Raw genomic sequence first — 25,628 nt, forward strand, 5'->3', positions numbered from 1 at the left:
GGAAGTTTCGCCGCGTGAAATCACCTGGCGCTGGGGACCGGTGGGAGCAGGAACCCGAGCACTTCGTCAATCAGAAGCCCTGGCGCTTCCTCTGCGATGTAATGCCCCGACGGCAGGGCTTTTCCCCGGACGTCACTGGCGACCTTTTGCCATTCGCCAAGCGGATCGAAGCAGCGGCCCACAACGCCGTCAGCTCCCCATAGGGCGAGTAACGGCAGTGAGAGTTTCCTGCCGGCTTGCAGGTCGCTCTTGTCGTGCTCCAGATCGATACTGGCACTGGCTCGGTAGTCTTCACACAGACCATGGGCTGCCCCCGGTAGTCTCAGGCAACGCAGATACTCGGCCAATGCCGCTTCGGTGAAGGGCGCCATGCCCGCGCTGCGAGCACCCATGACGCTGCGCAGATACAGCTGCGGATCCGCTTCAATGAGCGTCTCGGGAAAAGGGGCTGGGCGAATCAGAAAGAACCAGTGCCAGTAGGCGCGGGCGAAAGCTTCATTGGTCTGCTCGTACATCGCCAGCGTCGGAGCGATATCCAGAACGATCAAGCGTTTTACTGCGTCCGGGTGATCCAACGCCATCCGACAGGCCACTCGTGCGCCCCTGTCGTGAGCCAACACGTCGAACTTTATGAATCCCAGTTCGCGCATCAGCTCCACCCCGTCCAGCGCCATCTGCCGTTTGGAGTAGGCCAGGTGCTGCGCGTCGCTCGGCGGTTTTTCGCTGTCACCGTAGCCCCGAAGATCCGCCGCCACCACGGTGAAATGTTGCGCCAGCGGCTCGGCGATCTTGTGCCACATCACGTGAGTCTGAGGGTGCCCGTGAAGCAGTAGCAAACCTTGGCCACTGCCGCCTTTGCGGTAGTTGACGGTGATATCGTTGACGTGGCATCGACCCGATTCAAATGAGGCAAACATCGCTCGAAACTCCTTTTGGTTGTTGCTCCCATTCTAGGGCGAGCGCGCTGTCGTACGAAGGTACGGCGTGTGAAAGCTTTCTTCACGAATCGTGAGTAACTGGACGCCATACACGCGATGGTTCAAAAAAATCGCCGCGGGCTGTCGATTTGCGTCATCGCCATTCGATTAGTCTGCAGAGCCGCCACACGGACGGCTTGATCCATCTATTCTGAGGAGCTATGAGCATGCGATTTATGGTGATCATCAAAGCCAGTCCCGAATCCGAAGCCGGAGAAATGCCCAGCGCGCAGCTGCTGACCGCCATGGGCGCCTACAATGAAGAACTGGTCAAGGCCGGGGTGATGCTCGCCGGTGAAGGCCTGCATCCCAGTGCCAAGGGTGTTCGCGTACAGTTTTCCGGAAACAACCGGACCGTCGTCCAGGGCCCGTTTGCCCAAACAGGAGAATTGATCGCCGGCTTCTGGATCTTCCAGGTCCAGTCGTTGCAGGAAGCTGTCGACTGGGTCAAGCGCTGCCCCAACCCTATGGTCAGCGACAGTGAGATTGAAATTCGCCAGATCTTCGAGGCTGAGGATTTCGGCGAGTCTTTTACCACCGAGTTGCGCGAGCAGGAAGAACGTTTGCGAGCGCAGATTTCCGATCAATCGTGAAACCGCAGACAGGAGAGCAGAACATGAAAATCATTCCCTACCTGACCTTCAACGGCCGCTGCAAGGAAGCCTTCGCGTTGTACCAGGAGGTGCTGGGCGGCGAGCTTTTTTCCATGTCCTTTGCCGAGGCGCCCGAGGACGTCGGCATGCCCAAGGACCCCAATCTGATCATGCACACCTGCCTGACCGTGGGCGGCTTCAGCCTGATGGCTTCCGACTGCGCGCCCGGCCAACCGTTCAGCAAGCCGCAAGGCGTGTCGGTGTCTCTCAATGTCGACAGCGCGGAGGAGGCCGAGCGGCTGTTCAATGGCCTGAGTGCCGGCGGCAGCGTGCAGATGCCCTTGGGCAAGACTTTCTGGGCGGAGCGCTTTGCGATGTTCGAAGACCGTTTCGGGGTCGCCTGGATGGTCAATTTCGAGGGGCGGCCATAAGTCGAACCGCCGGCACGGCCGCGCCAATTCTGACAGGAATGTCAGGAAGCGGTCAGCCTGCGGACACCTTCGGCCCGATACTCTGCTGGACGCTGTACCGGTCTGCCCGGGCCGCTTGAAACATGCATGAGCGCCTGTACAGCGCACCCCTTTGCTGGAGGAAATATCCGATGCGGTTGCTCATCGTCGAGGACGAAGAAAAAACGTCTTCCTATGTCCATCGTGGCTTGAGCGAGCTTGGCTACATTGTCGATGTCGCGACCAATGGTATCGATGGCCTGCATTACGCGTTGGAAATGGATTACGACGTGGTGATCCTGGATGTGATGCTGCCGGGCAAGGACGGCTACGGCGTGTTGCAGGGCTTGCGCCTGCACAAGAAGACGCCGGTGATCATGTTGTCGGCCAGGGGCACGGTGGATGATCGGGTCCGGGGGCTGCGCGAGGGTGCTGACGACTACCTGGGCAAACCGTTTTCCTTCGCCGAGCTTGTTGCGCGGGTCCAGGCATTGATCCGACGGCGTGCCGATGACGCCGCCGACCCGACGCATTTGCGCATCGATGACCTGGAGGTCGATCTGCAGGCGCGCAAGGTAACCCGGGCCGGGCTGCGCCTGGACCTGACCGCCAAGGAGTTCTGCCTGTTGAGCCTGCTGGCGCGACACCAGGGTGAGATTCTCTCCAAGTTGATGATTGCCGAGCAGGTCTGGGACATGAATTTCGATAGCGACGCCAATGTGGTCGAAGTCGCGATCAAGCGGGTGCGGGCCAAGGTGGATGCGCCGTATCCGCGCAAGTTGCTGCATACCGTGCGCGGCATGGGTTATGTGCTGGAGAGCCGTGAACTCAGTGACAGGCAAGCGGGTACAGCGTGATGAAGGGATCCATAGCCAAGCGACTGGCGTTGATGTTCGCGCTTGCAGTCACGCTGATCACCGCGGTCAGTGCGACGCTGTTGCGCTGTTCGTTGAAGCAGTCGCTCGACGAGCAGATGCAGAACGAGCTGATCCTGCGCCATTCGGTGCTCGATCCGGTGCTCGCCAAATACGATTCGCCGGCGTTCTGGGTCGGCTTGCGACAAAAGCTCGATGGCCTGACGCCCGCGGATGAGCGCGTGCGTTATTGGGTGGTGGTCGACGACCCGGCCTACAGTTATGGCGGGCCGATGCCGGACGGCCTGGACTGGTCGAAGCGCCCGGATGGTTTCGCCACCCTCGATCTGCCCGACCGAGACCGCCCCATGGTGCTGATGGTCGAGACCATTGCGGCCATGGGCAGCCGTCCGGAATTGCGTTTTATCGTGGGATTGGATTCGACGCCGTTCATGAAGACTCTGGATGACTTCACCCGGATATTGATCCTGACTTCTGCGCTGGGGGTCGTGCTGGTGGCGCTGCTCGGCTATTGGATCGCGCGTTTTGGCCTGGGCCCGGTCCGGCGCTTGAGCCGGCAGGCCAACAGTCTGCCGCCGGGGGATTCGAAGCAGCGACTCGACACGCAGGCGCTGCCTGGCGAATTGCAGGAGCTGGCGGTGTCATTCAATGGCGCCCTGGCGCGCCAGGAAGCCGCCTGGTGCCAGCTCGAAGGGTTCAATGCCAATGTGGCCCATGAGCTGCGAACGCCGCTGACCAACCTGATCGGGCAGACCCAGGTCGCGTTGGCCCACGGGCGGGACGTGAATGAGCTCCAGGATCTGTTGCAGTCCAATCTCGAAGAACTGGAACGGATGGGCACCATCGTCAACGACATGCTGTTCCTGGCGGGCGCCGAAAGCGGCCAGCGGGCAACCGAGCTGAGCGATGTCTCGCTTTACGAGGAAGCGTCGAAGACCGTGGAATACCTCGAGCCGGTCCTGCACGACAAACAGTTGAGCGTGGTCATCCAGGGCGACATGCGCGTGTGCATCGATCGGCGTCTGTTCCACCGTTCCCTGGCCAATCTGCTGCAAAACGCGGCGCGCTACGCGGTGCCGGCGAGCACCATCACGGTGAGCTTGGAAGACCATGGGATGCAGGCCAGGGTGAGCGTTTCCAACGCCGGCGAACCGATCGAAAGCGTGCACCTGGAGCATTTGTTCGAACGCTTCTATCGAGCCGACGTCGCCAGGGCCCGAAGCGACGCGCACCATGGCCTGGGGCTCTCCATCGTGCGGGCGGTGGCGTCGATGCACGGTGGGCGGGTGTTCGCCCACAGCCAGGACGGACTCAACACCTTCGGCTTTTCCCTGACGAGCCAGGCGGCGCGCTAGTCGCTGGCTCGCGAAGCTTCAACATCGCCGTAAGCCAAACTGGCGCTTTCGCGAGCAGGCTCGCTCCCACAGTGGATCTCCAGTAGCCGCAAAATTCAAGGTAAACCACCGATTTCTTGTGGGAGCGAGCCTGCTCGCGAAGAGGCCAGCACATCCATATCCCGTTGGCTGAGCCACCGCGTTTTTCCCGGCGCCGGCGTTTGACATGTTCCTGTCAGTCGCCAGTCACCTTGACGTCAGTGTCCCCCTCATAAAGTGCAACCACTATCCCGGTAAGGGCATTTGTGGAGACCACTATGAACATTCAGAACCTATCGATCGCCAGTCTGTTGGCCGTCATCGCATTAGGCGGTGCGCCGCTCTATGCGAAAGAGCAAACCAATCCCCCGGCTTACGAATACGGCATGCCGCTGGACGTGGCCCAGGCCATTCGCATCGAGGCACCGAGCCCGTCGGTGTGCGAGGTGGTGCGGGCCAAGATGACCTATGTCGATACCCAGGGTGAACTCCGGCACGTCAGCTTCCTGCAGCTGGCCGATGCGTGCTCCATCCAGTGAACACCGGCCATACCCCTTCATCGCCCCCAACAGAGAAGCCAGTCATGTGGAATAGAACAACAATCCCCGCAATCGGACTTTCGCCCAACCTGGGTCGGATCATCACGCTGGCCCGGACGCTCGCTGCGGGCGTAGCGCTGTTCAGCGCCATCAGCGTCGAAGCATCGGCTCGCGTTGCACCCAAACCCGACTGGTCCACCAGCGACATACCGTCGCAGAAAGGCCGGATTGTCCTGATCACCGGCGGCACCAGCGGCATGGGTTATGAAGATGCGCTGGCATTGGCGCGTGCCGGGGCCGACGTCATTATCGCCGCCCGCAACCCGGAGCGCGGCGCTGAGGCCATCGCCCGTATCCGCGAGTCCGTGCCCGATGCCAAGGTACAATTCGAGGCTGTGGACCTGGCCAATCTCTCATCGGTAAGTGCCCTGGCCCAGCGTCTCCAGAGCAAGCTGCCGCGCCTCGACGTGTTGATCAACAATGCCGCCATCATGGCGCCGCCAGAGCGCGGTACGTCTGCCGACGGTTTCGAACTGCAACTAGCGACCAATTACCTGGGGCACTTCGCGCTGACCGGCCTGCTGGTGCCGCTCTTGCGCCAGAGCCAGGACGCCCGAGTTGTGAGCGTTTCAAGTATTGCGGCGACGCGCGGCACGATGAATTTCGATGACCTGCAGTTCGAGCGCAAATACGACCCATACGCGGCCTACGCGCAATCGAAACTGGCGGTCCTGCACTGGGCGTTTGCCTTGCAGCGGCGCAGTGACGCCGAAAACTGGGGTATTCGCAGCATGGCGGCGCACCCCGGGGTAGCGGTCACCGAGTTGGTCGCGCGCGGGCCCGGCCTCGAAAGCGAGTTCGGCCAGCGCTGGGCAAAGGATCGCGACGCGTACCACTCGGCGGCGCAAGGCGCGTTGCCCACGTTGTATGCCGCTACCGCTGTGCGAGCCGTGGGCGGTGCTTACTACGGCCCGACTGGGGACGATGAAAGGCGCGGTCCGTTGGGTGTCGCCAAGACGCCGCCTGCCGCGAACTCGCAGGCGGATGCCGAACGGCTCTGGGCCATCTCCGAGCAATTGACCGGCGTGACCTATCGCTGACGCAGCCTGGGCGCGGGCATTCGTCCCCGCGCTCGACCTCCGGCTTGTTGCCGTTTCCCAGGAGTTTCCATGAGTACCCCTTCCTATTTGCATCGGCTGAGCCTGGCCCTCAACGCCCGTGACGATGAACTGCGTCCGGCAATGTGCGGGTTCCTGTTGTTCCTCTGCCTGTTCACCGGCTACTTCATGTTGCGTCCGATCCGTGAGTCGATGGGGATCGCCGCGGGTGTGGAGAATCTGCAATGGCTGTTTACCGCGACCTTTCTCGTCATGCTGGTGGCCGTGCCGTTGTTCGCCTGGCTCAGCGCGCGAGTGCCGCGCCTGCGCCTCGTCGATTGGGTGTATGGCTTCTTCGTCTTGAACTTGCTGATGTTCGTCGAGCTGTTCCAGTTCGATTCGGACAACGTCTGGCTGGCGCGTACTTTTTACGTATGGATTTCGGTCTATAACCTGTTCGTCGTCTCCGTGGCCTGGAGCCTGATGGCCGATGTATTCGACAGCGAGCAGGCCAAGCGTCTGTTCGCCTTCATCGCGGCCGGCGCCAGCACTGGCGGCCTGCTCGGGCCGGCCTTGAGTGCACTGCTGGTCGACAGCCTCGGTGCCTCGGGGTTGATGTTCGTGGCTGCCGTGTTGCTGGGGGCCACGCTGGGATTGAAACGAACCTTGATGCGTTGGCGTGAAACCGGTGGGGCCGGGCGTCCCGGCGCGGCACCCACGCAAAGCCCGCAGCGGCCCCTGACTGGCAATCCGTTCAGCGGCATGACGGCGGTGTTCCGTTCGCCGTATCTGCTGGGGATCGCCGGTTTCGTCGTGCTGCTGGCAACGGTCAGCACCTTTCTCTACTTCGAGCAGGCACGTCTGGTGGCCGAGCTGTTTCCGGACCGCCAGGCCCAGGTACGGGTCTTCGGCACTATCGATTTTATTGTGCAGGCGGGCGCGCTACTGTCCCAGCTGTTCATCACCGGGCGCATCGCCCCGAAGCTCGGCATCGGTGCGTTATTGGCGATCGTCCCGCTGATCATGTGCATCGGCTTCGTCGGTCTGGCACTGGCGCCAGGCTTTGCGATCCTCGCGACATTGATGATTGTGCGAAGGATCGGCGAGTACGCGTTCGTGAGGCCGGGCCGGGAAATGCTGTTCACGCCGTTGGACGCGGAACATAAATACAAAGCCAAGAACTTTATCGACACGGTGGTCTATCGCGGCGGTGATGCGGTCAGCGGTTGGATCAAGACGGCACTCGATATGCTGGGGCAGGGCGCCGGCCTGGTCGCGTTGATCGGCGCAGGGTGTGCGTTGCTGTGGGCCGGCCTTGGATGGCGGCTGGGACGGCAAGCTGACCATCGCCGTGATGAACTGGAGCTGGAAGCTGGCGTTGCCGAAACCTAGGCATCCATCGAGTTGTTCGCCCGGCGGGTTCGAAAGACCCTGTGGGAGCGAGCCTGCTCGCGAAGGGTTCGGCACATTCGGCATCTTTATCGGCTGTGGCTCCGCATTCGCGAGCAGGCTCGCTCCCACAGGATGAATAAGCAGTAGTTCAAAGCGTGCCCGTGATCTTGTCCGATTCATCAGGCCGCAACGTCAGCACCGAAAAACCGGACGCCGTGACGGCCACGGTATGCTCGAACTGCGCGGAGAGCGCGCCGTCCCGGGTTACCACGGTCCAGCCGTCGGCTTCGGTCCTGACGTCCGATGTGCCCTGGTTGAGCATCGGTTCGATGGTGAAGACCATGCCCTCGCGCAGGACCAGGCCCGTTCCCGCTTTGCCGAAGTGCAACACCTGGGGTTCCTCGTGCATTTGCCGGCCGATGCCGTGGCCGCAATATTCACGGACCACCGAATAACCGTTGCGTGTCGCATGGCCTTGGATGGCCGAGCCGATGTCGCCCAGGCGAGCGCCCGGGCGGACGGCGCGGATGCCCTTCCACATGGCTTCATAAGTGACCTGGACCAGCTTCCTGGCGGCTGGGTCGACGTTGCCGATCAGGTACGTCTTGCTCGAATCCGCGATATAGCCGTTCTTTTCCAGGGTGATGTCCAGATTGACGATGTCGCCGTCTTGAAGCACTCGCGAGCGCGAGGGCACACCATGGCAAACCACTTCGTTGATCGAGCAGTTGAGTACAAAACCGTACCCGTACTGTCCCTTGCTGGCGGGGCGCGCATGGAGATCGCGGACGATGAAATCCTCGACCATTGCATCGATCTGCAGCGTTGACAGCCCCATCAAATTGGTTTGATCCAGCCGTTTGAACACCAAGGCGAGCAGTCGGCCGGACTCGGCCATCAGGGCCAGTTCTTCGGGTCGCTTGATCATTGCCAGTTCGCCTCCAACGGTTGCGCCGTAACGCCGGCGTCGCTGAGTTCGCGCTGGATGATCTCGTTGAAACTGAGGGTAGGGTTGGTCTCGCACAGCATGCCGACCTTGATCCAGAAGGCCGCCTGCGCGTTGATCGAACGGCAGGAGACCTTGGTGGCCTTGCGTAGCTGGTCGTGAAGTTCGTCGTCGATGTTGACAATGCCCATGTGTGGCTCCATATGTTTCGTATATCGAGGATATACGTTTCATATGCTGTGGCGCCAGCACCATTTGGCAGCTAGCAGGTCACGCCTGTTCCTCGATACGCAGCAAGACCCTGGTTACCCGACGCTCTTCAACCTCCATGACGGTCATGCTCCATCCCTGCCAATTCAGGGTATCGCCAATCATCGGCAAGCGATCCAGCAAGCTCATCACCAGCCCGGCAAGTGTCTGGTAATCCTCCGTCGCGTACGCCTGGAAACCGATGTGTTCGCGAACCTGGCTGAGGTTCAGGGCCCCGCTGACGAGGAAACCGTCCTCTCGCGCAACAATATTCGGCCCGTCGATTTCACTGGCGTCGGGCAATTCGCCCGCAATGGACTCAAGGATGTCGGTCATCGTGAGCAGGCCGACGAAGTCACCGAATTCGTTGACCACGAAGGCGATGTGGGTCGACTCCTTGCGCATTTGCTCCAGCGCGTTGAGGATCGTGAAACTGTCGAGCAGGTTGATGGCTTTGCGCGCCATGGCTTCCAGATTCGGTTGATTGCCCGCCAGTATTTCCTTGAGCAGCTCCTTCTTGTGGACGAAACCCAACGGCTCATCCACGCGTCCGTCGCGAATCAACGGCAAGCGCGAATACGACGAGTGCATCAGCGTCGTACGGATGTCTTCCGGCGTGTTCGCCAGGTCGAGGTGGTCGATTTGCGCGCGAGGGGTCATCACACTGCGTATCGGGCGCTCCGCCAATTGCAGCACGCCGCTGATCATCACCCGTTCGCGTCGATGGAAAACCTGTTCGGTTTTTTCGCCTTCCAGCAGGTCGGCGATTTCTTCACCGACCTCATCGGCCCCCAGCTTTTGACCGCCCAGCAGGCGCAGCACCGCATGGGCGGTACGCTCGCGCATCGGCCGAAGACCTTGCAGGTTTTTCTTGCGCCGCGAGCGCGCCAACTGGTTGAACAGCTCGATCAGGATCGAGAAGCCAATCGCGGCGTACAGGTAACCTTTAGGAATGTGGAAACCCAGGCCCTCGGCGGTGAGGCTGAAGCCGATCATCATCAAAAAGCCCAGGCACAGCATGATGACGGTAGGGTGGCCATTGACGAATTTCGTCAACGGCTTGCTCGCGATCATCATCAGGCCGATGGAGAAGATCACCGCGATCATCATCACTGACAGATGTTCAACCATGCCCACGGCGGTGATCACCGCATCCAGGGAAAAGACCGCATCCAGCACCACGATCTGCGCAACGATCGGCCAGAACAGCGCATAGGCGGCGTTGCCGGAACGTTGCGCCACGTGGCCCTCGAGTCGCTCATGCAACTCCATGGTTGCCTTGAACAACAGGAACACGCCGCCAAACAGCATGATCAAGTCGCGGCCCGAGAACGTCTTGCCGAACACTTCGAAAAGCGGGTTGGTCAGGGTCACCATCCAGGAGATGCTCGCCAGCAGGCCCAGGCGCATCAGCAGCGCCAGGGACAGGCCGATAACTCGGGCACGGTCGCGCTGCGCGGGGGGGAGCTTGTCCGCCAGGATGGCGATGAATACGAGGTTATCGATGCCGAGCACCAGCTCCAGCACGATCAGGGTCAGCAGGCCGAGCCATGCCGTGGGGTCAACGATCCATTCCATGGGTTATTCGCTCCCTCGGGCGATCAATATGAGGGAAGAGGGCTGTAACCGCGATACAGGCGGCGCTGGAGCGGGGGAGACAGCGTTTTCTGAAAAACTACTGGGAGGTTCCTGGAGGCTGTTCATGCGGGTCTGGCAATAATTGGGGAAGAAATCCTACAACGGTTCCCAGCATTTCATACGAAGCGATTTATTACAGGATCTGACGAAGCCGCAATGTCTTGCGGTGCGTCATGGGGGAGAGGGCTTGTTTGTCATATCCCCCCGGGGGGGATATGATCCGGCGCATTCCATAGCGATCCGAGCCTCGTCCATGAGTGAACTCAACCACGATCATCCCCATGTCCACCAAAGCCATGAAGCGATCATCAAGCGCCTCAAGCGCGCGGACGGTCACCTGCGCAGCATCATCCTCATGATCGAGGAAGGTCGTGATTGCGTGGACATCGCCCAGCAGTTGCATGCGGTTGAGAAAGCCGTGTGCCAGGCCAAGCGCACACTGATCCAGGATCACATCGATCATTGCCTCGAAGACACCGTTTCGGCACTGGACAGGGGCGAGCGCGCGCCGCTGGAAGCCTTCAAACAAATCACCAAGTACCTCTAGGCCTCGACATGCCGAATTTTGCTGAACTGCTGCAACAGGGGGGCGCTCACGCCTGGCTGTATTTCCCCAGTGCGATCTTGCTGGGCGCCTTGCACGGGCTGGAACCTGGTCATTCGAAAACCATGATGGCGGCGTTCATCGTGGCCACTCGCGGCTCGGTCAAGCAGGCGGTGTTGCTGGGGTTGGCCGCGACGCTTTCGCACACCGCCGTGGTGTGGCTGGTGGCGATTGGCGGGATGTACCTGGGCCAGGGGCTGGACGCCGAGACTACGGAACCGTACTTCCAACTCGCCTCTGCGGTGCTGATCATTGCGATCGCGTTGTGGATGCTCTGGCGTACCTGGCGTGGCGAACAGATGTTCAAGCTTGAGAGCGGTGACGGGCATCGCCATGCTCATCACGATCACGATCACGATCACGATCACGATCACGATCACGATCACGATCACGATCACGATCACGATCATGCGCATCCGGAACTGGCGCTGTCATCGGAGGGTTACCAGGACGCTCATGAACGGGCGCATGCCAACGACATCCGCAAGCGTTTCAGCAATCGAGACGTCACCACGGGCCAGATCATTGTGTTTGGCCTGACGGGTGGGCTGATCCCGTGTCCTGCGGCGATAACCGTCCTGCTGCTCTGCCTGCAGGTCAAGGAAGTTGCGCTCGGCGGCATGCTTGTCTTGTGCTTCAGCATCGGCCTGGCAATTACCCTGGTTACGGTGGGAGCGGCCGCGGCCCTTGGCGCTCGGCAGGCCTCCAATCGCTGGCCGTGGCTGGGCACTGTTGCCCGGCGCGCGCCTTATCTGTCGAGCGTGTTGATAATTGCAGTCGGCCTGTATGTGGGTATCCACGGCTGGATCGGTTTGAGCGCATGAGAACCTTGATCGGCTGGGCCTCGGCTGCCCTGTGCAATGAGCGCTTTTCCCATTACGCTGAAAAGCTCCTGTCCAGGTAAAGAATCGCGCAGCGTGAAGAAGATAGTTCGAGTCGATGATCTACAGGTGTTCGTGACGACCACTGACGCCGGGAGTTTTTCCGCGGCGGCGCGCTTGCTGGATATTTCTCCGGCGCTGGCCAGCGTCGCGGTACAGCGACTTGAGGCAAGCCTGGGGGTGAGGCTGTTCGTGCGCTCTACGCGGCGGCTGCGTTTGTCGGATGATGGCGAGCGCTACCTGGCCCATGCCCAGCGGGCATTGGAGGTGCTGGAGGATGGCGAGCTCGCCCTGGCCGAGGGGCGTGACGAAGTGGCCGGGACGTTGCGCTTGTCGGTGCCCTCGGACATCGGGCGAAACCTGCTGCTGCCGTGGCTGGACGAGTTCCAGCAGATGCATCCCAAGGTACTGTTGCAGCTGCGGGTCAGCGACCAGGTCGCCGACCTGTTCGGGGAGCATCTCGATGCGAGCATTCGTTATGGTCAGTTGGCCGATTCGAGCCTCGTCTCCTTGATGCTGGCCCCATCCAACCGAAGGACCGTGTGTGCCTCACCCGACTACATCGCGCGGCACGGCCTGCCAAAGACGCCGGGTGAGCTGAGCGGGCACAATTGCCTGCGTTACGTGATGGGTGAGCAAACCTACGAGCGTTGGATTTTCCAGACAGCGAATGGGCTGGAAACGGTTCAGGTCGCTGGCGATCGCATCAGCGATGACGCTGATATTGCCAGGCGTTGGGCCGTGGCGGGCCAGGGGATCGTCTACAAATCGAAGCTCGATGTAATGGACGATCTTCGCAGCGGTCGCCTGGTGGAGATTTTTCCAGCGGAGTATGGCCAGCCAGCGCCGCTGCAACTGGTGTGCGCCCATCGAACCTCGCTGACGCCGTCGGTCCAGGTGCTCAGGGCCTTCCTGTCTGCGCGCTGTGAACGTTACATCAACGAGTGAGCAGGGCGCTGGCGAGTGGCTGAAACAGTCCTCACGCCTGGCGATAATCGCTGGGCGTCACGCCTGTCTCCCGGCGAAAGACCTGGGAGAAATGGCTCGGGCTTGAGTAACCCACCTCCAATCCGATGTCGATGACGCTGCGGTCCGTTTCAAGCAGCAGCTGCCGGGCCCGGCTCATGCGCAGGCGAATGAAATACTGTGAAGGCGACAGGCCCGTGGCGCGCTTGAACATTCGGCTGAAGTGATACTCGCTCAGCTCCGCGACCTGGGCCAGGTGGGCAAGGCTGAAATCATCGGCGAGGCGCTGGTTCATCGTCTCGAGGACCCGACGCAATTTGTACGCCTGCAGCGCGTTGCTGCGCGAGGCTCCGCTGTGGGGCGCGAGGTAGGTACGCACCAGGTGCACCGCCAGTGCCTGGGCCAGGCTCTGTGCAAACAGTGGGCTGGGCTGGCGTTCGTCGACCAGCTCGTTGCGCAACTGATCCAGCATGAAGCTCACCCGCAGATCCCGGGCTCCGGAGATATCGCGAAAGGTGACAGGACCGGCCCGTTCCCCGAGCACGTCGCGCGCGGCGCGCTCGATCAACGGCAAACCGAGATACAGGTGCATGACTTCAAAGGTGTCGCAACCTTGCGTTTGCCAGCGCATCTCGTAAGGCTCGTTCGTGCTGGTGAGGTAGAAATCACCGGCCTGAACATCGACGGCTTCCCATTCGCCGCCCAGCGAACGTTCCTCGATCCGGGCGCCCCCGGTCAGCACCAGGACGAGCAGAGGCTCGACCACCGCGGGCACCAGGATCGGCTCGACTACCGTAGGGTGGCTGAACAGCTGCACCACCATTTCCTGGACCTGCGCACGCGTCGGCACGACTTGCGGCGTGCCCGGCATGAAACGCGCCATCGACTCGGCGCTGATGCGCTGGGGAGCGTTCTGCGGCGGTTCATCCGGTCCGGTCTGGCGCATGTGTTGCTCCATCAATGAAGTCCTTTGCCTACTGAGTCCACGCCGAAAACAGTTTTGATATCGCTCAACTCGCTGCGAGTTTTTCGAAGCGGCGAAGTTAGCGTTGGCGTAGTTATATGGACAAAATCTGTCCACTTGTCAACACCGTTGCAAGCCTTATCATCGCCTCAAAGAAGAAGTAAAAAAGAAGAGGGATTTATGCGAACGGTATTTCAAGATTGTATAAAAGTCATTGTTCCCTGCGGTTCTTTGGGCGCGGGCGTTCGGGAACAGGAAATAGCCTATGGATTGGCCGCCGGTGCACAAGTTATCGCTACCGATGCCGGTTCAACCGACAGTGGCGCGGCTTATCTTGCACTGGGTAAATCGAAGAACAACCGAGGCGCGGTCAAGCGTGACTTGATGATATTAATGAAAGCCCAGGCGCAATCCGGAGTGCCGATCATTGTCGGTACCGCCGGTCAGGCCGGAGGCGATCTTAATTTGAACTGGACGCGTGATATCGCCTTGGAAATAGCCGAAGAGTTGGGCGTGGCGCCAAAGATTGCGCTCATTTATTGCGAGCAGGACAAGGACACGATAAAGAACTTGAACGCCGAGGGGCGTATAAAACCCTTGTCGCCACATACTGCGTTGGACGACGCAACGGTGGACGCTTGCGAACATATTGTCGCCGCGCTGGGGGTGGAGCCCTTTCTCGCTGCGCTGGAGGCCGGTGCCGATATCATATTGGCCGGCCGCTCCACCGATACCGCGGTCATTGCCTGTTATCCAATCTGGAAAGGCGCGCCTTGGGGGCCTTCGTGGCACGCTGGCAAGACCGGCGAATGCGGCGTGCAGTGTGCCGTCAATCCCACGCTAGGCTCGGGAATCCTGCTGAGTATCGATGCGAACGGCTTCGAAGTCGAGCCGTTGAGCCAGGACAACCGGTGCACGCCCCATAGCGTTTCGGCCCACATGCTCTACGAAAACAGCGACCCGTTCCGGTTGGTCGAGCCCGGTGGCATCTTGAATGTAGCCGAGGCACGTTACACCGATCTCAATGGCCGTGCTGTCCGGGTCGAAGGTTCGCGCTGGGAGGAAATGCCGTACACCATGAAGTTGGAAGGCGCCGCGGCCGGTTTATATCAAACGATCATGCTGGTGGGCATTCAAGACCCCGATGTACTCAAGGATATCGACGGTTTCCATGATCGGTTACTTGAAGCGCTTTATACAAGAACCCGCCAATCCATCCCCGCCGAGGAACTGGGCGAGTTTCATATTTCCCTGCGCATGTATGGGTGGAACGGCGTCACCGGTGTAACGCCGCCTGCGGGAACACTACCGCCGCCGGAACTAGGTATGTTGTTTGTGGCAACTGCCGCAACCCAGGAAATGGCCAATACCATTGCCCACGCGTGTAATCCCTATTTCTTCCATTACCCGAGTGTCATGGGCAAGGAACTGCCGTCGTATGGATTTGCCTTTACCCCGGCTGATATACCGCGTGGGCAGATTTTCGAGTTTAAGTTGAATCACGTGGTGGAACTTGACGATCCCATGGAGTTGGTTCGTCTGGAGTGGATTGATTTATCGGCTACCTCGGTGGCCAGGAAGGAGCTTGCACAATGACCAAGTTGCGTGATGTATGTCGGCATGTCCGGTCCAAGCAAGCGGGGCCGTTCTGGATTACCTTCGATATCTTTTTCAACGGGCGGGAGAATTTCGAGCGTTATTCCGATTGCGCGGCACTTTCCCCGGCGCAATTCGCGAAGCTCTACGGCACTGATCCCGAGCGGGTCAAGCACATCCCGGTGGCGAACCTGGAAATGGTCAAGATTTCCTTTCCCCGCCCAACATCCCAGGGCGGAATGGTCGAGCGCGACATGCATGCCGGCCAGCAATACGTCCGGCTGCTTGATGTGACCATCGACTGAGGCCCGTTCGCGCTTTGCTCTGTTCGCCTCATGGACGAGGACTGACCCATCCATTTACCCGAGGTAATCATGACGGATTCAACCGTTGCGATGCGGCTGGCACGCTATGCCCACGCATTCAGGAAACAGCGCCTGCCCGACGAAATCATCCACCTGGTGCGCCAGCGCTTCATCGACAGCCTGGCCTGCGTGCTGGGCGCCTACGGGGCGGCCCCGGTAAAGGCTGCGCTGGGTTATGCGGCTGCCAACCCCGCGACAACCGCCGGCATATTCGGCTCGAACCTGCAAACGACAGCGGAAATTGCTGCCTTCGCCAACGGCCTGATGGTTCGTTTCCTCGACTACAACGATGGCTACATGGGCTTGGAGCCGGGCCATCCGAGTGACAACATCCCGGCCTGCCTCGCCGTGGCGCAAGCCGAGAGCGCTACCGGCGCCGAACTGATTTCGGCCATCGTCCTGGCCTATGAGATCCAGATGCGCTTGCAGGATGCGGCAAGCTTGAACAGGCGTGGCTGGGACCACGTCAATTACATCAACGTCGCGATGGCAGCGGCGGCTTCCAACCTGATGAAGCTGGACGTTGCGCAGACCGAGCAAGCCATCAACATCGCCTTGAGCGGGCACTTGGCAATGCGCCAGGTGCGCAGTGGAACCTTGTCCGACTGGAAGGGTTGTTCGGCCGCCAATGCAGCGCGCAACGCGGTTTTTGCGGCCCAGCTGGCGCGCCATGGCATGACCGGGCCGTCGCCGGTCTTCGAGGGCGAGATGGGGTTCTTCAAGCTGGTTTCAGGGCCGTTCGAGCTGGACACTGATCGTTTTGCTACGCCCGACAATGGCGACTATGCGATACGACGCTCGCTGACCAAGACATTCCCCACCAACGGCGAGCTGCACACCGCCGTCTGGGCCGCGCTGGATATCCGCAAGCGCATCGACAACGTGAATGACATCGCTGCCATTACCATCGAAACGTCCGAATTCAACCGTCGTGTCCTCGCGGACACCGCGGAGAAATGGTTGCCGAAAACCCGCGAGACGGCGGACCACAGCCTGCCCTATAACGTGGCTCGGGCATTGCTCGACGGGGATATCACCATCGCTTCGTATTCCGCGGAAAAAATCGCCGACCCTGCGGCGATTGCCTTGATGGACAAGGTCAGCGTCACGGAGGATCCGGCGTTGACGGCGCTGTTTCCAAGGCACCTTGCCAATCGTGTCAGTGTGACGCTGGTCTGCGGCGAGCAGGTGGTGAGCGAAATGATCACCGGCCCCGGGTCAGTCGAAACGCCGATGACCGATGGGGATTTCGAGCGGAAATTCCGGCGCATGGCGATGCCGCATATCGACGCGTCGGCACAAGACCTGGTGCTTGGGTTCGTCGCCGGGCTTGAGCGGCAGACGCAGTTCAATTCGTTGTTTGCGGCGATGGCTGTCGCCCCCATTGCGGACCAGAAACCGGCTGCACTGCGCCTTTGAGAAGCTTCGCGAGCAGGCTCGCTCCCACACAGGTCATGTGTCGTGCATGGATGTTCTGGATGGCGAGACCTACGGTGGTGGGGCTTGCTCGCGAAGAGGCCAGTCCATCCAACATCCCCATCGCCTGAAACGCCGCCATCGCGAGCAAGCTCGCTCCCACACAGGTCATGTGCCGTGCATGGATGTTCTGGATGGCGCAGACCTACGGTGGGAGCGAGCCTGCTCGCGAAGATGCCAGTCCATCCAACATCCCCATCGCCTGAAACGCCGCCATCGCGAGCAAGCTCGCTCCCACACAGGTCATGTGCCGTGCATGGATGTTCTGGATGGCGCAGACCTACGGTGGGAGCGAGCCTGCTCGCGAAGAGGCCAGTCCATCCAACATCCCCATCGCCTGAAACGCCGCCATCGCGAGCAAGCTCGCTCCCACACAGGTCATGTGTCGTGCATGGATGTTCTGGATGGCGCAGACCTACGGTGGGAGCGAGCCTGCTCGCGAAGAGGCCAGTCCATCCAACATCCCCATCGCCTGAAACGCGCCATCGCGAGCAGGTCATGTGCCGTGCTTGGATGCTCTGGATGGCGCAGGTCTACTGTGGGAGCGAGCCTGCTCGCGAAGAGGCCTCACAGGCAGGGAATATCTTTCGTCCGCAGGCGCGCCCGGAGCGGACTTCAACGGCGCCCCATGTCGGTCGCCGTTGGCAACGTCCCGGTATAACGAGCGCGAGGCCGGCCCTCGTGGTGCTGGTTGTATTGCTCGCTGGCATGGGCGATCCAGCCGATCGAGCGACCGACGCCGGCCAATGAAATTTCCTGTCCGCGCAGTCCCATTTTCCTGCCGATGAAACTCACCAGGAGAATGAATTCAGGCGGGTATGCAACGAGTTCCGAGGCCACCGAAAAGGCTTTCTGCAACCTGATGAATTCACTGTCGCCATCAAATACCGCGGTCAACGCGGCCATGAGGTTGCTGGCTCGCGGGTCGTTGATCGAATGCACATTGGGGCCGAACCCGACGATGTGTCCGTCCTGGCTGTAGCGCTGCAGGATCGGTCGAGTAGGGTCCGCGGCCGTACAGATTTCCTCGATCATCCGGCTGGCGGCTTCATTTCGTCCGTAGGCGATCTTGTGGCCTCGCGCGGCGGCGAGCGCGGCGATGACCGCATAATAGGGGGTTGCGCCGGTGGTGGCGGCAACGCGGACGCTGTGAGTGGTGTGGTCCAGTTCATGATCAATGCTGAGAATCAGCAGTCGCCGGATCAGATCGGCATGCGCTGGCGGGGCGCCGCAGGCCTGGGTGATGAACTCATGCAAGGGCTGGTTGCTCGGTTCGGTCGCCCCCACGACCAACGCGGCAAACCAGCGCACGACATCGGCGCCGGTGCGGGCGTAACTGTCAGGGGAAAGGTCGAAGGCCTTGGGATTTTCGCGCTGCACCAGAGGAAACAGCGCGATGGCTTTTTCCTGGGCGGACGTGTGTTCATAGATCTTCAACAGCCTGGCAGCGTCCTTCGGTGTCCGAGGCAGCGATGTGCCGAACGCCGAAGGCACCTGCCAGATCAACTCGGCGACTTCTTCGACGGTTGAACGATCAGCCAGCTCGACGACATTGTGGCCGCGATAAAACAGGCCATCGTCCGTTATCAGCGTAATCGCGCTGTCCGCCGGCGTCGTACGCTTGGCAACGGGCTTGTCTTGCGCCGGTACTTTCACCAGTCGTTGAATGTCCTCTGCCCAGTAGCGCCGCTTGGGCGAGCCGGCAATCTTGATGGAGCGGATGTTTTTACGGCTGACATAGGCGTACAGCGTCGGCAGGCTGACCCGGAGTATGGCTGCCGCCTCTTCTGCCGAGAGGTAAAGGCCTTCTTGTTCTGGCATGACGGGTCCAACCGGATTGATCGAGAGGTATACATGTTTATTGGATTTACCGTCCTGTAGTCAATGTGTATCGGCGCCGGGTTTCAACTTGGTTTTTTCTACCCAGGCTGTCTCTGACGAGCCTTATTCAGCAGGGATGTTGACGGAAAAAATCAAGATTTACAGCGTTTCGCCCCCTATGTAGATTTCGGCTGCGCAAGAGTTGTTCACATTGATTTTCGAAGATCGATAACAATAAAAACGAAAAGGTGAAACGCATGGCTTGGTTAGGTTTCGCAATGGTCGTCACGTTTATGGCATTGATCATAAGCAAGCGACTTTCCGCTGTGACGGCACTCATTCTTGTCCCGGTCGCGTTTGGCCTGGCCAGTGGAGCAGGACCGGAACTGGGCGCGATGGTGATGAACGGCGTCAAGCAAGTAGCGCCCACCGCTCTGATGTTGATGTTTGCAATCCTCTATTTCGCAATCATGTTTGACGCCGGGCTCTTTGAACCCGCTGTACGAAAGATTCTGCGTTACGTGGGCAACGATCCTCTGCGCGTGGTGCTGGGCACTGCACTGCTGGCCACGGTCATTTCTTTTGATGGTGATGGCGCAACGACGGTCTTGATTGTAACGACTGCATTCCTGCCGCTTTATTTGCGCCTGGGCATGAACCCGCTGATTCTGGCGTTGATGCTGTTGTTGACCAATACCGTGGTCAACCTGATTCCCTGGGGAGGGCCGGTGGCCCGCGCCGCCAGTGCGCTTCACCTGGATGTGGCCGAGTTGTTCCTGGGGTTGGTGCCGGCCATGTTCGCGGGCCTTGCCTATGCGTTTGTCGTGGCGTTCTGGATCGGCCGCAGAGAGCGCCGTCGCTTGGGCTGGACGGCCGCTGCCAAGGACGCCGCGCCGGAAAATGTCGTCTTGCCCACCACGCATTCCGAGACGCATCGGCCGAAGCTTTTCTGGGTCAACCTCGCGCTCACCGCTGGGCTTATGTATGCGATGGCGACAGGGCTGGCACCTTTGCCGATGTTGATGATGGTGGGGCTTTCCCTGGCGCTGCTGATCAACTATCCACGCTTGGCGGAACAGAAGGCCAGAGTCGCGGCGCACTCTGAAAGTGTCCTGATGGTCATCGCCCTGATATTTGCATCAGGTGCGTTTACCGGGATCTTGTCAGGTACCGGCATGGTTGATGGGATGTCCGAAAAGATTGTGCAATTGATTCCCGACGACCATGGCCAATATTTCAGCATCATTACCGCGCTCGTCGCCTTGCCACTCAACTTCCTGTTATCCAATGACGCGTTTTTCTTTGGCATCTTGCCGGTACTGGGCGCGGCGGGCGTCGAATACGGTATTGACCCGATGCACATAGCGCGGGCCTCGGTGCTGGGCCAACCGGTTCACGCATTAAGCCCTTTGGTGGCGGCGGTTTATCTGATCAGCGGAATCATCAAGCGTGACATGGGCGACATGCAACGCTATTGCCTGCTCTGGGCGATCGGCAGCAGCCTTGTCTTGATTGTAACCGCGGTCATTACCCGGGCGATTATCTGATTCATTAACGCGTAGCGCCGAAGTTTGAAGGACGCCGAGTTGCGTCTGCTCACGTCAAAATAAAAATAATAGATGAGGTGGTCGATGAAATCGATTAACGCCGTCGCTATGACGTTGCTGTCGACAATGTTTGTGTCTGAAGTGGCTCTTTCAGCAACGATCAGTTATCCGGACCGGTTCCAGCATGAAGGAAAGTTGAATGCTTATCTGCGCTCGGTTTATATCAATACTCGAATATCTAACGATTTGATCGAAGACCGTTTTGGCGGTTTTCCGGACGGCAACAAACTGGGCGGTACCGGAATCGGCGCAATTCTGGATTACAACTCAAGTTATTGGGCCGGCGTCGTAGGGTTTGACGCCTCGCTGTATGGCGTGGCAATGATCGATTCCAAAGATAACGGCCGGGACTTGTTCGATGACAGCGATGGCACGAATGGCGGTTTCGCAAAAGTCGGGCAGAGTTATTTCAAATTGCGTTATGAGGGGAATGGCTGGAACGTCGACTCCCAGATAGGGCGGGGCCGGTTCGATGCGGGAACGCTGGTCACGCTCGACACGCGGATTGTCCCTGGGTCCTACCAGGGAGGTCGGGCTCATCTGAATTTCACCGAGATGGGCATTGGTCCGCTTCCCGGCACGCTGGGGTTCGAAACGGCCTATATCAACCGTACGTCGCCTCGGGACAGAGAAGAGTTCGAGCATTTGTTGAGTCAGTCGGGCGAGGAAATAAAAGACCTGTACACCTACGGCGTCAAATACGACCTGAAGGCCATCGAACTTGGCTACGACCATGGCGTATCGCGGGACTTCAATGAAAACACTCGATACGGACTCACGTTGAAAGCGCCTCTCGGCGATAAAGCCGGGATCGTACTGGACACTCAATATTATGAGTTCGAAAAGGCCGGACGTATCTGGGAGCGTGATTGGCAGGCCGGCCAGGCCGCTTATGACGATGATGCGAGCTGGTTGAATATCAACGTTGGTTTGTTGCTCGACAAACTTCGCCTGGGTGTTTCGTTTTCCGAGACCAAAGCCGAGTTGAGCAATGGGCAACTCGGTTATGCCTACTTTGATCATGCGGACAATGTCGACGGCAGGATGGATGCCTGGACACGCTCCGGCAACGACTTCAATAACGATGGCGAGCGAACCTGGCAAATCGGCGCCGAATATGACTTGAGCGGACATTCTTTATTGGGGGCTTCGCTGGACGGTTTCAAAGTCATGACTATTTATAAGCAAGGTCAGTTTGACGCCACCGATCCATTCAGCGGCCGCCGCACCGATGTGACCGAGCGACAGAATGAATACCGTCTCTATTATCGCTTCGATGAAAAGGAATACGCCGGGCTCTCGGTCGGCTTGATTTATATCGATTACCGGATTGACCAGGACTTTGTCGCATTGATATCCGCACAACCCGACAACGTGGTCAGCGGCTCGGAGGCCAGGGTGTATCTGGATTACGCGTTTTGAACGCTGGACGTTTCTATCAAGAGGTCCGTGATGTTTGACCATCGCCATAAAATAGTGGTTACACAGCGGTTTTTCGACGCCATGGCCAGCGACTTTCTGGAGAGCCATGGCTGTGAGGTGGTCGTCGCGGAGCTGGCGCCCGGCCAAGCCGATGGTGACCTGAATGAACGGCAGCTGATCGACCTGCTGGCAGACGCCGACGGTTGGATCGTCGGGCACGCGAATGTCACGTCCAGCCTGCTGGGTGCACTGCCGCGCCTGCAAGTCATCGCCCGTCGCGGCGTCGGTTATGAGCGGGTCGATACGGCAGCGGTGGCAGCGGCAGGGAAGGTGGCGACCATTGCTACTGGCGGCAACGATGCCAGCGTCGCCGACCACGCCGTTGCGCTGATGCTCGCCGTTTGCCGTCAACTCAAGCGCTGCCAAATGGGCTTGTCGGCCAATGACTGGTCGATCCCCCTGGGCGGTGATCTGTACCGCAAGACGGTTGGCATCGTCGGGTTGGGCCGGATTGGCCGGGGTGTCCTGCAGCGCTTGTCCGGGTTTGAAGTCAGGCCGCTGATCTATACGCCTCATCCAGGCGGCGCCGAGGCCGACGGTAATTTTGTTGACCTGGATACGCTGCTCAGGCAAAGCGACTTCATTACCCTTCACGCGCCGCTCAATGCGCAAACCCAAGGACTGATCGATGAGCGCGCGCTTAACCTGATGAAGCGTTCCGCGGTGCTTATCAACACCGCGCGGGGCGGGTTGGTGCGCGATGCCGATCTGCTGCGGGCCCTGCGCGAAAAGCGAATCGCAGGGGCAGGGCTCGACGTCTTCGAAAGCGAGTCGGACCCCTCGCTCTTGCCGGTGACCGAACAACTGATTCAGCTACCGAACGTGATCGTGACGCCCCATGTCGGCGCGTCCACGGTGGAAGGGCTCAATCGCACCAATCTGATCGCCGCCCAATGCGCGGTGGCCGTCCTGGAAGGACGCAGCCCGCCCAGCCATTGCGTCATCGCGGACGGACGTCGAACTGTCGGCTGCGAGAGCCGCGTGGATAACCGGCCATGAGTCGCGACGAAAATCCGCCGGTGCATCCCGACCTGACGGCCGTGGTCGGCGCGCTCCGGGAGCAGGGATTGCTGCCCGTCGTTCATGGGGACGTGCACAGCGTCCGGGCGCATCTGGAACGGATCAATGCCTGGGCGGCGCAACGCAGCGTGCCGCTGTCCTACGAGCGGACCCTGGGCTTTGCCGTTGATGGGCGAACGGTGCCCTGCAAACTCTATTGGCCGGAGGGCGATGAGACGCCTTGCCTGATGTTCTACTGCCATGGCGGCGGATTCCGCCACGGTTCGCTCGCCGGCTGGGACGCACCTTTGCGCCAGTTGGTGCGCGACAGTGGCCTGGCGGTGCTCTCCATCGACTATGCGCTGGCGCCGGAACATCGCTTTCCGGTGGCGTTCAACGAGGTGGCGGCGATCGTCAGCCGGGTCATCAAGCTCGGCGCTATCACCGACTGCCCGGTACGCGGCTATGCCCTGGGCGGCGATTCGGCAGGCGCCAATCTCGCCTTGGGCGTCGCCATTGCACTACGCGACGCGGGAATCGATGCGTTGCGGCAGCTATTGCTGTTCTACGGCAGCTACTCGCGGGACCTGACCTCCGATTCCTGGCAGCGACTTGGCGGCTACGGCGGCCAGAATCTGTCGGTCGAGACCATGCACGCTTACTGGGCCAGCTACCTGGCCAATGACGAGGCCGACTGGAGGGTGCAGCCGATCATTGGTGAATTGGCGGGCCTGCCGCCGGTGCGATTGGTGGTCGGTGAACTGGATCCGCTGGTGGACGAAAACCGTGAGCTGGCGAGTCGATTGCAAAGCGCGGGCGTGACAATAGATCTGCAAGTACTCGCGAACATGCCTCACGGGTTCATTCGCTTCAATGAGGTGGCTCCTGTCGCACGCAACGTCATCGCTGCGCAGGGCAACGCCTTGCGCAAGGCATTTTCCGGACGGGGAAACTTTCCATGAGTATCCGCCAAGCCTTCAGAGGAATTTGCGTGGGGGCGGTCATTGTCGTGGCAGCCAACGCGATGGCGGCCGGCACGCTTCCCGTCGGTCCCGCTGCCGGAGACATGCAGCTGTCGCCGTTTTATCGATGGTCTGACGCGATGCCTGCGCAGCCTGGCGTGCTGCTGCGCAGCGAGGCCATGGCGGTTCAGGCTCAAATGCCTGCCGCCGCGCGGGCCTTGCGTCTGCTCTACAGCTCCATCGATCAGCGCTGGCAGTCCGGTCTCGTTCCGGTCAGCGGAGCTTTGTATCTGCCGGCAGGAAATCCTCCGGCCGGAGGCTGGCCGCTGCTGGCCTGGGCTCACGGCACGCTGGGCATCGCCGATGCCTGTGCGCCTTCCTGGGCGGGATTGCGTGAGCGTGACGCGGCGTACATCAATCGCTGGCTCGCGCGCGGCTTCGCCGTGGTGGCCAGCGATTATCAAGGCTTGGGAGGACCGGGACCGCATCCCTATACGTTCTGGCAGGCCGAGGGACGCTCGGTCCTGGACTCGATTCGCGCTGCCCAAGCCTTCAAGCCAGGCCTGATCGCCAATCGCGTTGTCCTGGCCGGACAATCCCAGGGCGGCGGGGCGGCACTGGGCGCGGCGATCCTTGCTGGCACCTACGCACCGGAACTGCCCATTCTGGGCGCGGTGCTCACGGCGCCGAACAGCACATTCCCCGAAGGCCCCATCAAGCTGCCGCCGCGCCAGTCCAATACGGTGTTCCTGGCAATGGCGTCAGGCGCGTTGCGTGAGGATGGGCCACCGATCGAAGGCATCCTGACGGCCAAGGGGCTCGAACTGTTGAGCGTCGCCCGGCAAGGCTGTACCGGTGATATTGGGCAAAAGTCCAAGGCGTTGCAGATTGGTTCGTTTGCCGAGCTGTTCACGATTACCCCAGAGGCATTGAACGCTGCGCGCATGCCGACGACTGACATGCCCCAGGCGTCGATTGCTTTTCCGGTGTTCATCGCCACGGGCAAGGCGGATCAGACCATTACGCCAGAGCGGCAATACGCGGTCGCGGCGGCGTTGTGTGCCGCTGGCAATCCGGTGACGTGGCGGACGTATGAAGGCCTGGGGCATGACGGGGTACTACATGGTTCCCTGGACGACGTGTTTGCCTTTGTCGAGGCCCGGTTCGATGGACAGGAGCATGGTTCCAATTGCTCCATCCTGCAGAACCCCGGGGCGCCAGGCGAAAGAGACGTGGCAGCACCGTTCAACGACGACTGAGTCTGTTTCATGCCACCTCAACCCCTGTGGGAGCGAGCCTGCTCGCGAAGGCGGTAACGCAGGCTGTGGAACACGAACCGCCATGCCAGAGCAAGCTCCCTCGCCACGGGATTTTGAGGCGTCTGGGCTGACGCGTTCGCGAGCAGGCTCGCTCCCACAGGGGTGGGTCAGTCCGATTTGCGGCGGGACATCAGCCTGAACACGAGCCGCCATGCCGGAGCAAATCCCCGTGGCGAGGGAGCTTGCTCCCGCTGGCCTGCGAAGCGGGCCCCGGCAGTCTTTCAGGCAGACCGCATCTACCGGTTTTGCGACTGCTGCGCAGCCGAGCGGGAGCAAGCTCCCTCGCCACGGTATTTTGAGGCGTCTGGGCTGACGCCATCGCGAGCAAGCTCGCTCCCACCTTGGTTCGGGTTCACCCATCGAATACCCACCGCTTCGTGCCTCAATGCAACGAATACCGGGCCAGAGCCTCATATGACTAATGAGCGGCGCCGCCGATGTCGGCAGCCGGTCCGGTT

Annotated in this window: 24 protein-coding genes; 18 read left to right on the plus strand and 6 right to left on the minus strand. The window is 60.4% G+C overall.

The features are described from left to right. Positions 1-20 precede the first annotated feature (20 nt). Positions 21-917 (minus strand): alpha/beta fold hydrolase, encoded by an 897-nt coding sequence (locus tag J3P86_RS11570; protein WP_434700317.1) that lies wholly within the window; start codon positions 915-917, stop codon positions 21-23. 227 nt (positions 918-1,144) lie between these two features. Here J3P86_RS11570 and J3P86_RS11575 point away from each other — a divergent pair, with 227 nt between their 5' ends. From J3P86_RS11575 to J3P86_RS11605, 7 genes are all read left to right on the plus strand, one after another. Next, positions 1,145-1,570, plus strand: a complete 426-nt coding sequence (locus tag J3P86_RS11575; protein WP_434700319.1) for a YciI family protein — start codon at positions 1,145-1,147, stop codon at positions 1,568-1,570. 23 nt (positions 1,571-1,593) lie between these two features. Further along, positions 1,594-2,001 (plus strand): VOC family protein, encoded by a 408-nt coding sequence (locus J3P86_RS11580; RefSeq protein WP_434624215.1) that lies wholly within the window; start codon positions 1,594-1,596, stop codon positions 1,999-2,001. A gap of 170 nt (positions 2,002-2,171) precedes the next feature. Continuing rightward, the gene (locus J3P86_RS11585) at positions 2,172-2,876 is read left to right on the plus strand and encodes a heavy metal response regulator transcription factor (RefSeq protein WP_434568772.1); all 705 of its coding nucleotides are present in this window, start codon (positions 2,172-2,174) and stop codon (positions 2,874-2,876) included. Next, a complete protein-coding gene (locus tag J3P86_RS11590) occupies positions 2,876-4,249 on the plus strand; it encodes a heavy metal sensor histidine kinase (protein WP_434624213.1) in 1,374 nt (457 codons plus the stop codon). Before J3P86_RS11585 ends, J3P86_RS11590 begins: the two co-directional genes overlap by 1 nt. A 296-nt stretch (positions 4,250-4,545) precedes the next feature. Beyond that, positions 4,546-4,806: a DUF2790 domain-containing protein gene (locus tag J3P86_RS11595; protein ID WP_434568770.1), complete on the plus strand. Its 261-nt coding sequence runs from the start codon at positions 4,546-4,548 to the stop codon at positions 4,804-4,806. Between the two features lie 44 nt (positions 4,807-4,850). Further along, complete coding sequence (locus J3P86_RS11600; protein WP_434700320.1) at positions 4,851-5,906, plus strand: SDR family oxidoreductase; 1,056 nt, start codon at positions 4,851-4,853, stop codon at positions 5,904-5,906. Positions 5,907-5,975: 69 nt separating this feature from the next. Continuing rightward, positions 5,976-7,295, plus strand: coding sequence for an NTP/NDP exchange transporter (locus tag J3P86_RS11605; RefSeq protein WP_434700321.1), 1,320 nt, complete (start codon positions 5,976-5,978; stop codon positions 7,293-7,295). Positions 7,296-7,443: 148 nt separating this feature from the next. On the opposite strand, the gene map is transcribed toward J3P86_RS11605, so the two are convergent. The 3 genes from map to J3P86_RS11620 all read right to left on the minus strand — a co-directional run bounded on the left by map (position 7,444) and on the right by J3P86_RS11620 (position 10,068). Beyond that, entirely contained in the window at positions 7,444-8,223 is a 780-nt protein-coding gene (gene map / locus J3P86_RS11610) for a type I methionyl aminopeptidase (protein WP_434700323.1), read from the minus strand. Further along, positions 8,220-8,432 carry a ParD-like family protein gene (locus J3P86_RS11615; RefSeq protein ID WP_434568766.1) on the minus strand — a complete coding sequence of 71 codons (213 nt, stop codon included), beginning with the start codon at positions 8,430-8,432 and terminating at the stop codon, positions 8,220-8,222. Before J3P86_RS11615 ends, map begins: the two co-directional genes overlap by 4 nt. A 79-nt stretch (positions 8,433-8,511) precedes the next feature. After that, positions 8,512-10,068 (minus strand): TerC family protein, encoded by a 1,557-nt coding sequence (locus J3P86_RS11620; protein ID WP_434700324.1) that lies wholly within the window; start codon positions 10,066-10,068, stop codon positions 8,512-8,514. Between the two features lie 313 nt (positions 10,069-10,381). On the opposite strand from J3P86_RS11620, the gene J3P86_RS11625 reads away from it, so the two are divergent. The 3 genes from J3P86_RS11625 to J3P86_RS11635 all read left to right on the plus strand — a co-directional run bounded on the left by J3P86_RS11625 (position 10,382) and on the right by J3P86_RS11635 (position 12,561). Continuing rightward, on the plus strand, positions 10,382-10,675 hold the full coding sequence (locus J3P86_RS11625) for a metal-sensing transcriptional repressor (RefSeq protein WP_434568764.1): 294 nt from the start codon (positions 10,382-10,384) through the stop codon (positions 10,673-10,675). An 8-nt stretch (positions 10,676-10,683) separates the two neighbouring features. Beyond that, entirely contained in the window at positions 10,684-11,556 is an 873-nt protein-coding gene (locus J3P86_RS11630) for a nickel/cobalt efflux protein RcnA (RefSeq protein WP_434700326.1), read from the plus strand. Positions 11,557-11,658: 102 nt separating this feature from the next. Continuing rightward, a complete protein-coding gene (locus tag J3P86_RS11635; RefSeq protein ID WP_434700631.1) occupies positions 11,659-12,561 on the plus strand; it encodes a LysR substrate-binding domain-containing protein in 903 nt (300 codons plus the stop codon). 31 nt (positions 12,562-12,592) lie between these two features. On the opposite strand, the gene J3P86_RS11640 is transcribed toward J3P86_RS11635, so the two are convergent. After that, complete coding sequence (locus J3P86_RS11640) at positions 12,593-13,525, minus strand: helix-turn-helix domain-containing protein (RefSeq protein WP_434700328.1); 933 nt, start codon at positions 13,523-13,525, stop codon at positions 12,593-12,595. A 198-nt stretch (positions 13,526-13,723) separates the two neighbouring features. Between J3P86_RS11640 and J3P86_RS11645 the strand changes: the two genes are divergently transcribed. The 3 genes from J3P86_RS11645 to J3P86_RS11655 all read left to right on the plus strand — a co-directional run bounded on the left by J3P86_RS11645 (position 13,724) and on the right by J3P86_RS11655 (position 16,923). Beyond that, entirely contained in the window at positions 13,724-15,139 is a 1,416-nt protein-coding gene (locus J3P86_RS11645; protein ID WP_434700329.1) for an acyclic terpene utilization AtuA family protein, read from the plus strand. Further along, a complete protein-coding gene (locus tag J3P86_RS11650) occupies positions 15,136-15,444 on the plus strand; it encodes a DUF4387 domain-containing protein (RefSeq protein ID WP_434700330.1) in 309 nt (102 codons plus the stop codon). Before J3P86_RS11645 ends, J3P86_RS11650 begins: the two co-directional genes overlap by 4 nt. 69 nt (positions 15,445-15,513) lie before the next feature. Continuing rightward, on the plus strand, positions 15,514-16,923 hold the full coding sequence (locus tag J3P86_RS11655; RefSeq protein ID WP_434700331.1) for an MmgE/PrpD family protein: 1,410 nt from the start codon (positions 15,514-15,516) through the stop codon (positions 16,921-16,923). 672 nt (positions 16,924-17,595) lie between these two features. Here the strand turns inward: J3P86_RS11655 and J3P86_RS11660 are convergent. After that, positions 17,596-18,801 carry a citrate synthase gene (locus J3P86_RS11660; protein WP_434700332.1) on the minus strand — a complete coding sequence of 402 codons (1,206 nt, stop codon included), beginning with the start codon at positions 18,799-18,801 and terminating at the stop codon, positions 17,596-17,598. Positions 18,802-19,058: 257 nt separating this feature from the next. Between J3P86_RS11660 and J3P86_RS11665 the strand changes: the two genes are divergently transcribed. From J3P86_RS11665 to J3P86_RS11685, 5 genes are all read left to right on the plus strand, one after another. Continuing rightward, positions 19,059-20,348, plus strand: a complete 1,290-nt coding sequence (locus J3P86_RS11665) for a CitMHS family transporter (RefSeq protein ID WP_434700334.1) — start codon at positions 19,059-19,061, stop codon at positions 20,346-20,348. Between the two features lie 84 nt (positions 20,349-20,432). Then, positions 20,433-21,830 (plus strand): OprD family outer membrane porin, encoded by a 1,398-nt coding sequence (locus J3P86_RS11670; RefSeq protein ID WP_434700335.1) that lies wholly within the window; start codon positions 20,433-20,435, stop codon positions 21,828-21,830. Positions 21,831-21,860: 30 nt separating this feature from the next. Continuing rightward, entirely contained in the window at positions 21,861-22,889 is a 1,029-nt protein-coding gene (locus tag J3P86_RS11675) for a phosphoglycerate dehydrogenase (protein WP_434700336.1), read from the plus strand. Beyond that, on the plus strand, positions 22,886-23,851 hold the full coding sequence (locus J3P86_RS11680) for an alpha/beta hydrolase (protein WP_434700337.1): 966 nt from the start codon (positions 22,886-22,888) through the stop codon (positions 23,849-23,851). Before J3P86_RS11675 ends, J3P86_RS11680 begins: the two co-directional genes overlap by 4 nt. Then, positions 23,848-25,110, plus strand: coding sequence for an alpha/beta fold hydrolase (locus J3P86_RS11685; protein WP_434700339.1), 1,263 nt, complete (start codon positions 23,848-23,850; stop codon positions 25,108-25,110). Before J3P86_RS11680 ends, J3P86_RS11685 begins: the two co-directional genes overlap by 4 nt. Positions 25,111-25,628 lie beyond the last annotated feature (518 nt).

Source organism: Pseudomonas sp. D1-1 (assembly GCF_051132225.1).
GTDB lineage: Bacteria > Pseudomonadota > Gammaproteobacteria > Pseudomonadales > Pseudomonadaceae > Aquipseudomonas.

Bases quoted from the DNA above. Each gene is read 5' to 3' on its own strand.
- J3P86_RS11570 (WP_434700317.1), bottom strand. From the start codon at position 917: ATGTTTGCCTCATTTGAATCGGGTCGATGCCACGTCAACGATATCACC.
- J3P86_RS11575 (WP_434700319.1), top strand. From the start codon at position 1,145: ATGCGATTTATGGTGATCATCAAAGCCAGTCCCGAATCCGAAGCCGGA.
- J3P86_RS11580 (WP_434624215.1), top strand. From the start codon at position 1,594: ATGAAAATCATTCCCTACCTGACCTTCAACGGCCGCTGCAAGGAAGCC.
- J3P86_RS11585 (WP_434568772.1), top strand. From the start codon at position 2,172: ATGCGGTTGCTCATCGTCGAGGACGAAGAAAAAACGTCTTCCTATGTC.
- J3P86_RS11590 (WP_434624213.1), top strand. From the start codon at position 2,876: ATGAAGGGATCCATAGCCAAGCGACTGGCGTTGATGTTCGCGCTTGCA.
- J3P86_RS11595 (WP_434568770.1), top strand. From the start codon at position 4,546: ATGAACATTCAGAACCTATCGATCGCCAGTCTGTTGGCCGTCATCGCA.
- J3P86_RS11600 (WP_434700320.1), top strand. From the start codon at position 4,851: ATGTGGAATAGAACAACAATCCCCGCAATCGGACTTTCGCCCAACCTG.
- J3P86_RS11605 (WP_434700321.1), top strand. From the start codon at position 5,976: ATGAGTACCCCTTCCTATTTGCATCGGCTGAGCCTGGCCCTCAACGCC.
- map (WP_434700323.1), bottom strand. From the start codon at position 8,223: ATGATCAAGCGACCCGAAGAACTGGCCCTGATGGCCGAGTCCGGCCGA.
- J3P86_RS11615 (WP_434568766.1), bottom strand. From the start codon at position 8,432: ATGGGCATTGTCAACATCGACGACGAACTTCACGACCAGCTACGCAAG.
- J3P86_RS11620 (WP_434700324.1), bottom strand. From the start codon at position 10,068: ATGGAATGGATCGTTGACCCCACGGCATGGCTCGGCCTGCTGACCCTG.
- J3P86_RS11625 (WP_434568764.1), top strand. From the start codon at position 10,382: ATGAGTGAACTCAACCACGATCATCCCCATGTCCACCAAAGCCATGAA.
- J3P86_RS11630 (WP_434700326.1), top strand. From the start codon at position 10,684: ATGCCGAATTTTGCTGAACTGCTGCAACAGGGGGGCGCTCACGCCTGG.
- J3P86_RS11640 (WP_434700328.1), bottom strand. From the start codon at position 13,525: ATGCGCCAGACCGGACCGGATGAACCGCCGCAGAACGCTCCCCAGCGC.
- J3P86_RS11645 (WP_434700329.1), top strand. From the start codon at position 13,724: ATGCGAACGGTATTTCAAGATTGTATAAAAGTCATTGTTCCCTGCGGT.
- J3P86_RS11650 (WP_434700330.1), top strand. From the start codon at position 15,136: ATGACCAAGTTGCGTGATGTATGTCGGCATGTCCGGTCCAAGCAAGCG.
- J3P86_RS11655 (WP_434700331.1), top strand. From the start codon at position 15,514: ATGACGGATTCAACCGTTGCGATGCGGCTGGCACGCTATGCCCACGCA.
- J3P86_RS11660 (WP_434700332.1), bottom strand. From the start codon at position 18,801: ATGCCAGAACAAGAAGGCCTTTACCTCTCGGCAGAAGAGGCGGCAGCC.
- J3P86_RS11665 (WP_434700334.1), top strand. From the start codon at position 19,059: ATGGCTTGGTTAGGTTTCGCAATGGTCGTCACGTTTATGGCATTGATC.
- J3P86_RS11670 (WP_434700335.1), top strand. From the start codon at position 20,433: ATGAAATCGATTAACGCCGTCGCTATGACGTTGCTGTCGACAATGTTT.
- J3P86_RS11675 (WP_434700336.1), top strand. From the start codon at position 21,861: ATGTTTGACCATCGCCATAAAATAGTGGTTACACAGCGGTTTTTCGAC.
- J3P86_RS11680 (WP_434700337.1), top strand. From the start codon at position 22,886: ATGAGTCGCGACGAAAATCCGCCGGTGCATCCCGACCTGACGGCCGTG.
- J3P86_RS11685 (WP_434700339.1), top strand. From the start codon at position 23,848: ATGAGTATCCGCCAAGCCTTCAGAGGAATTTGCGTGGGGGCGGTCATT.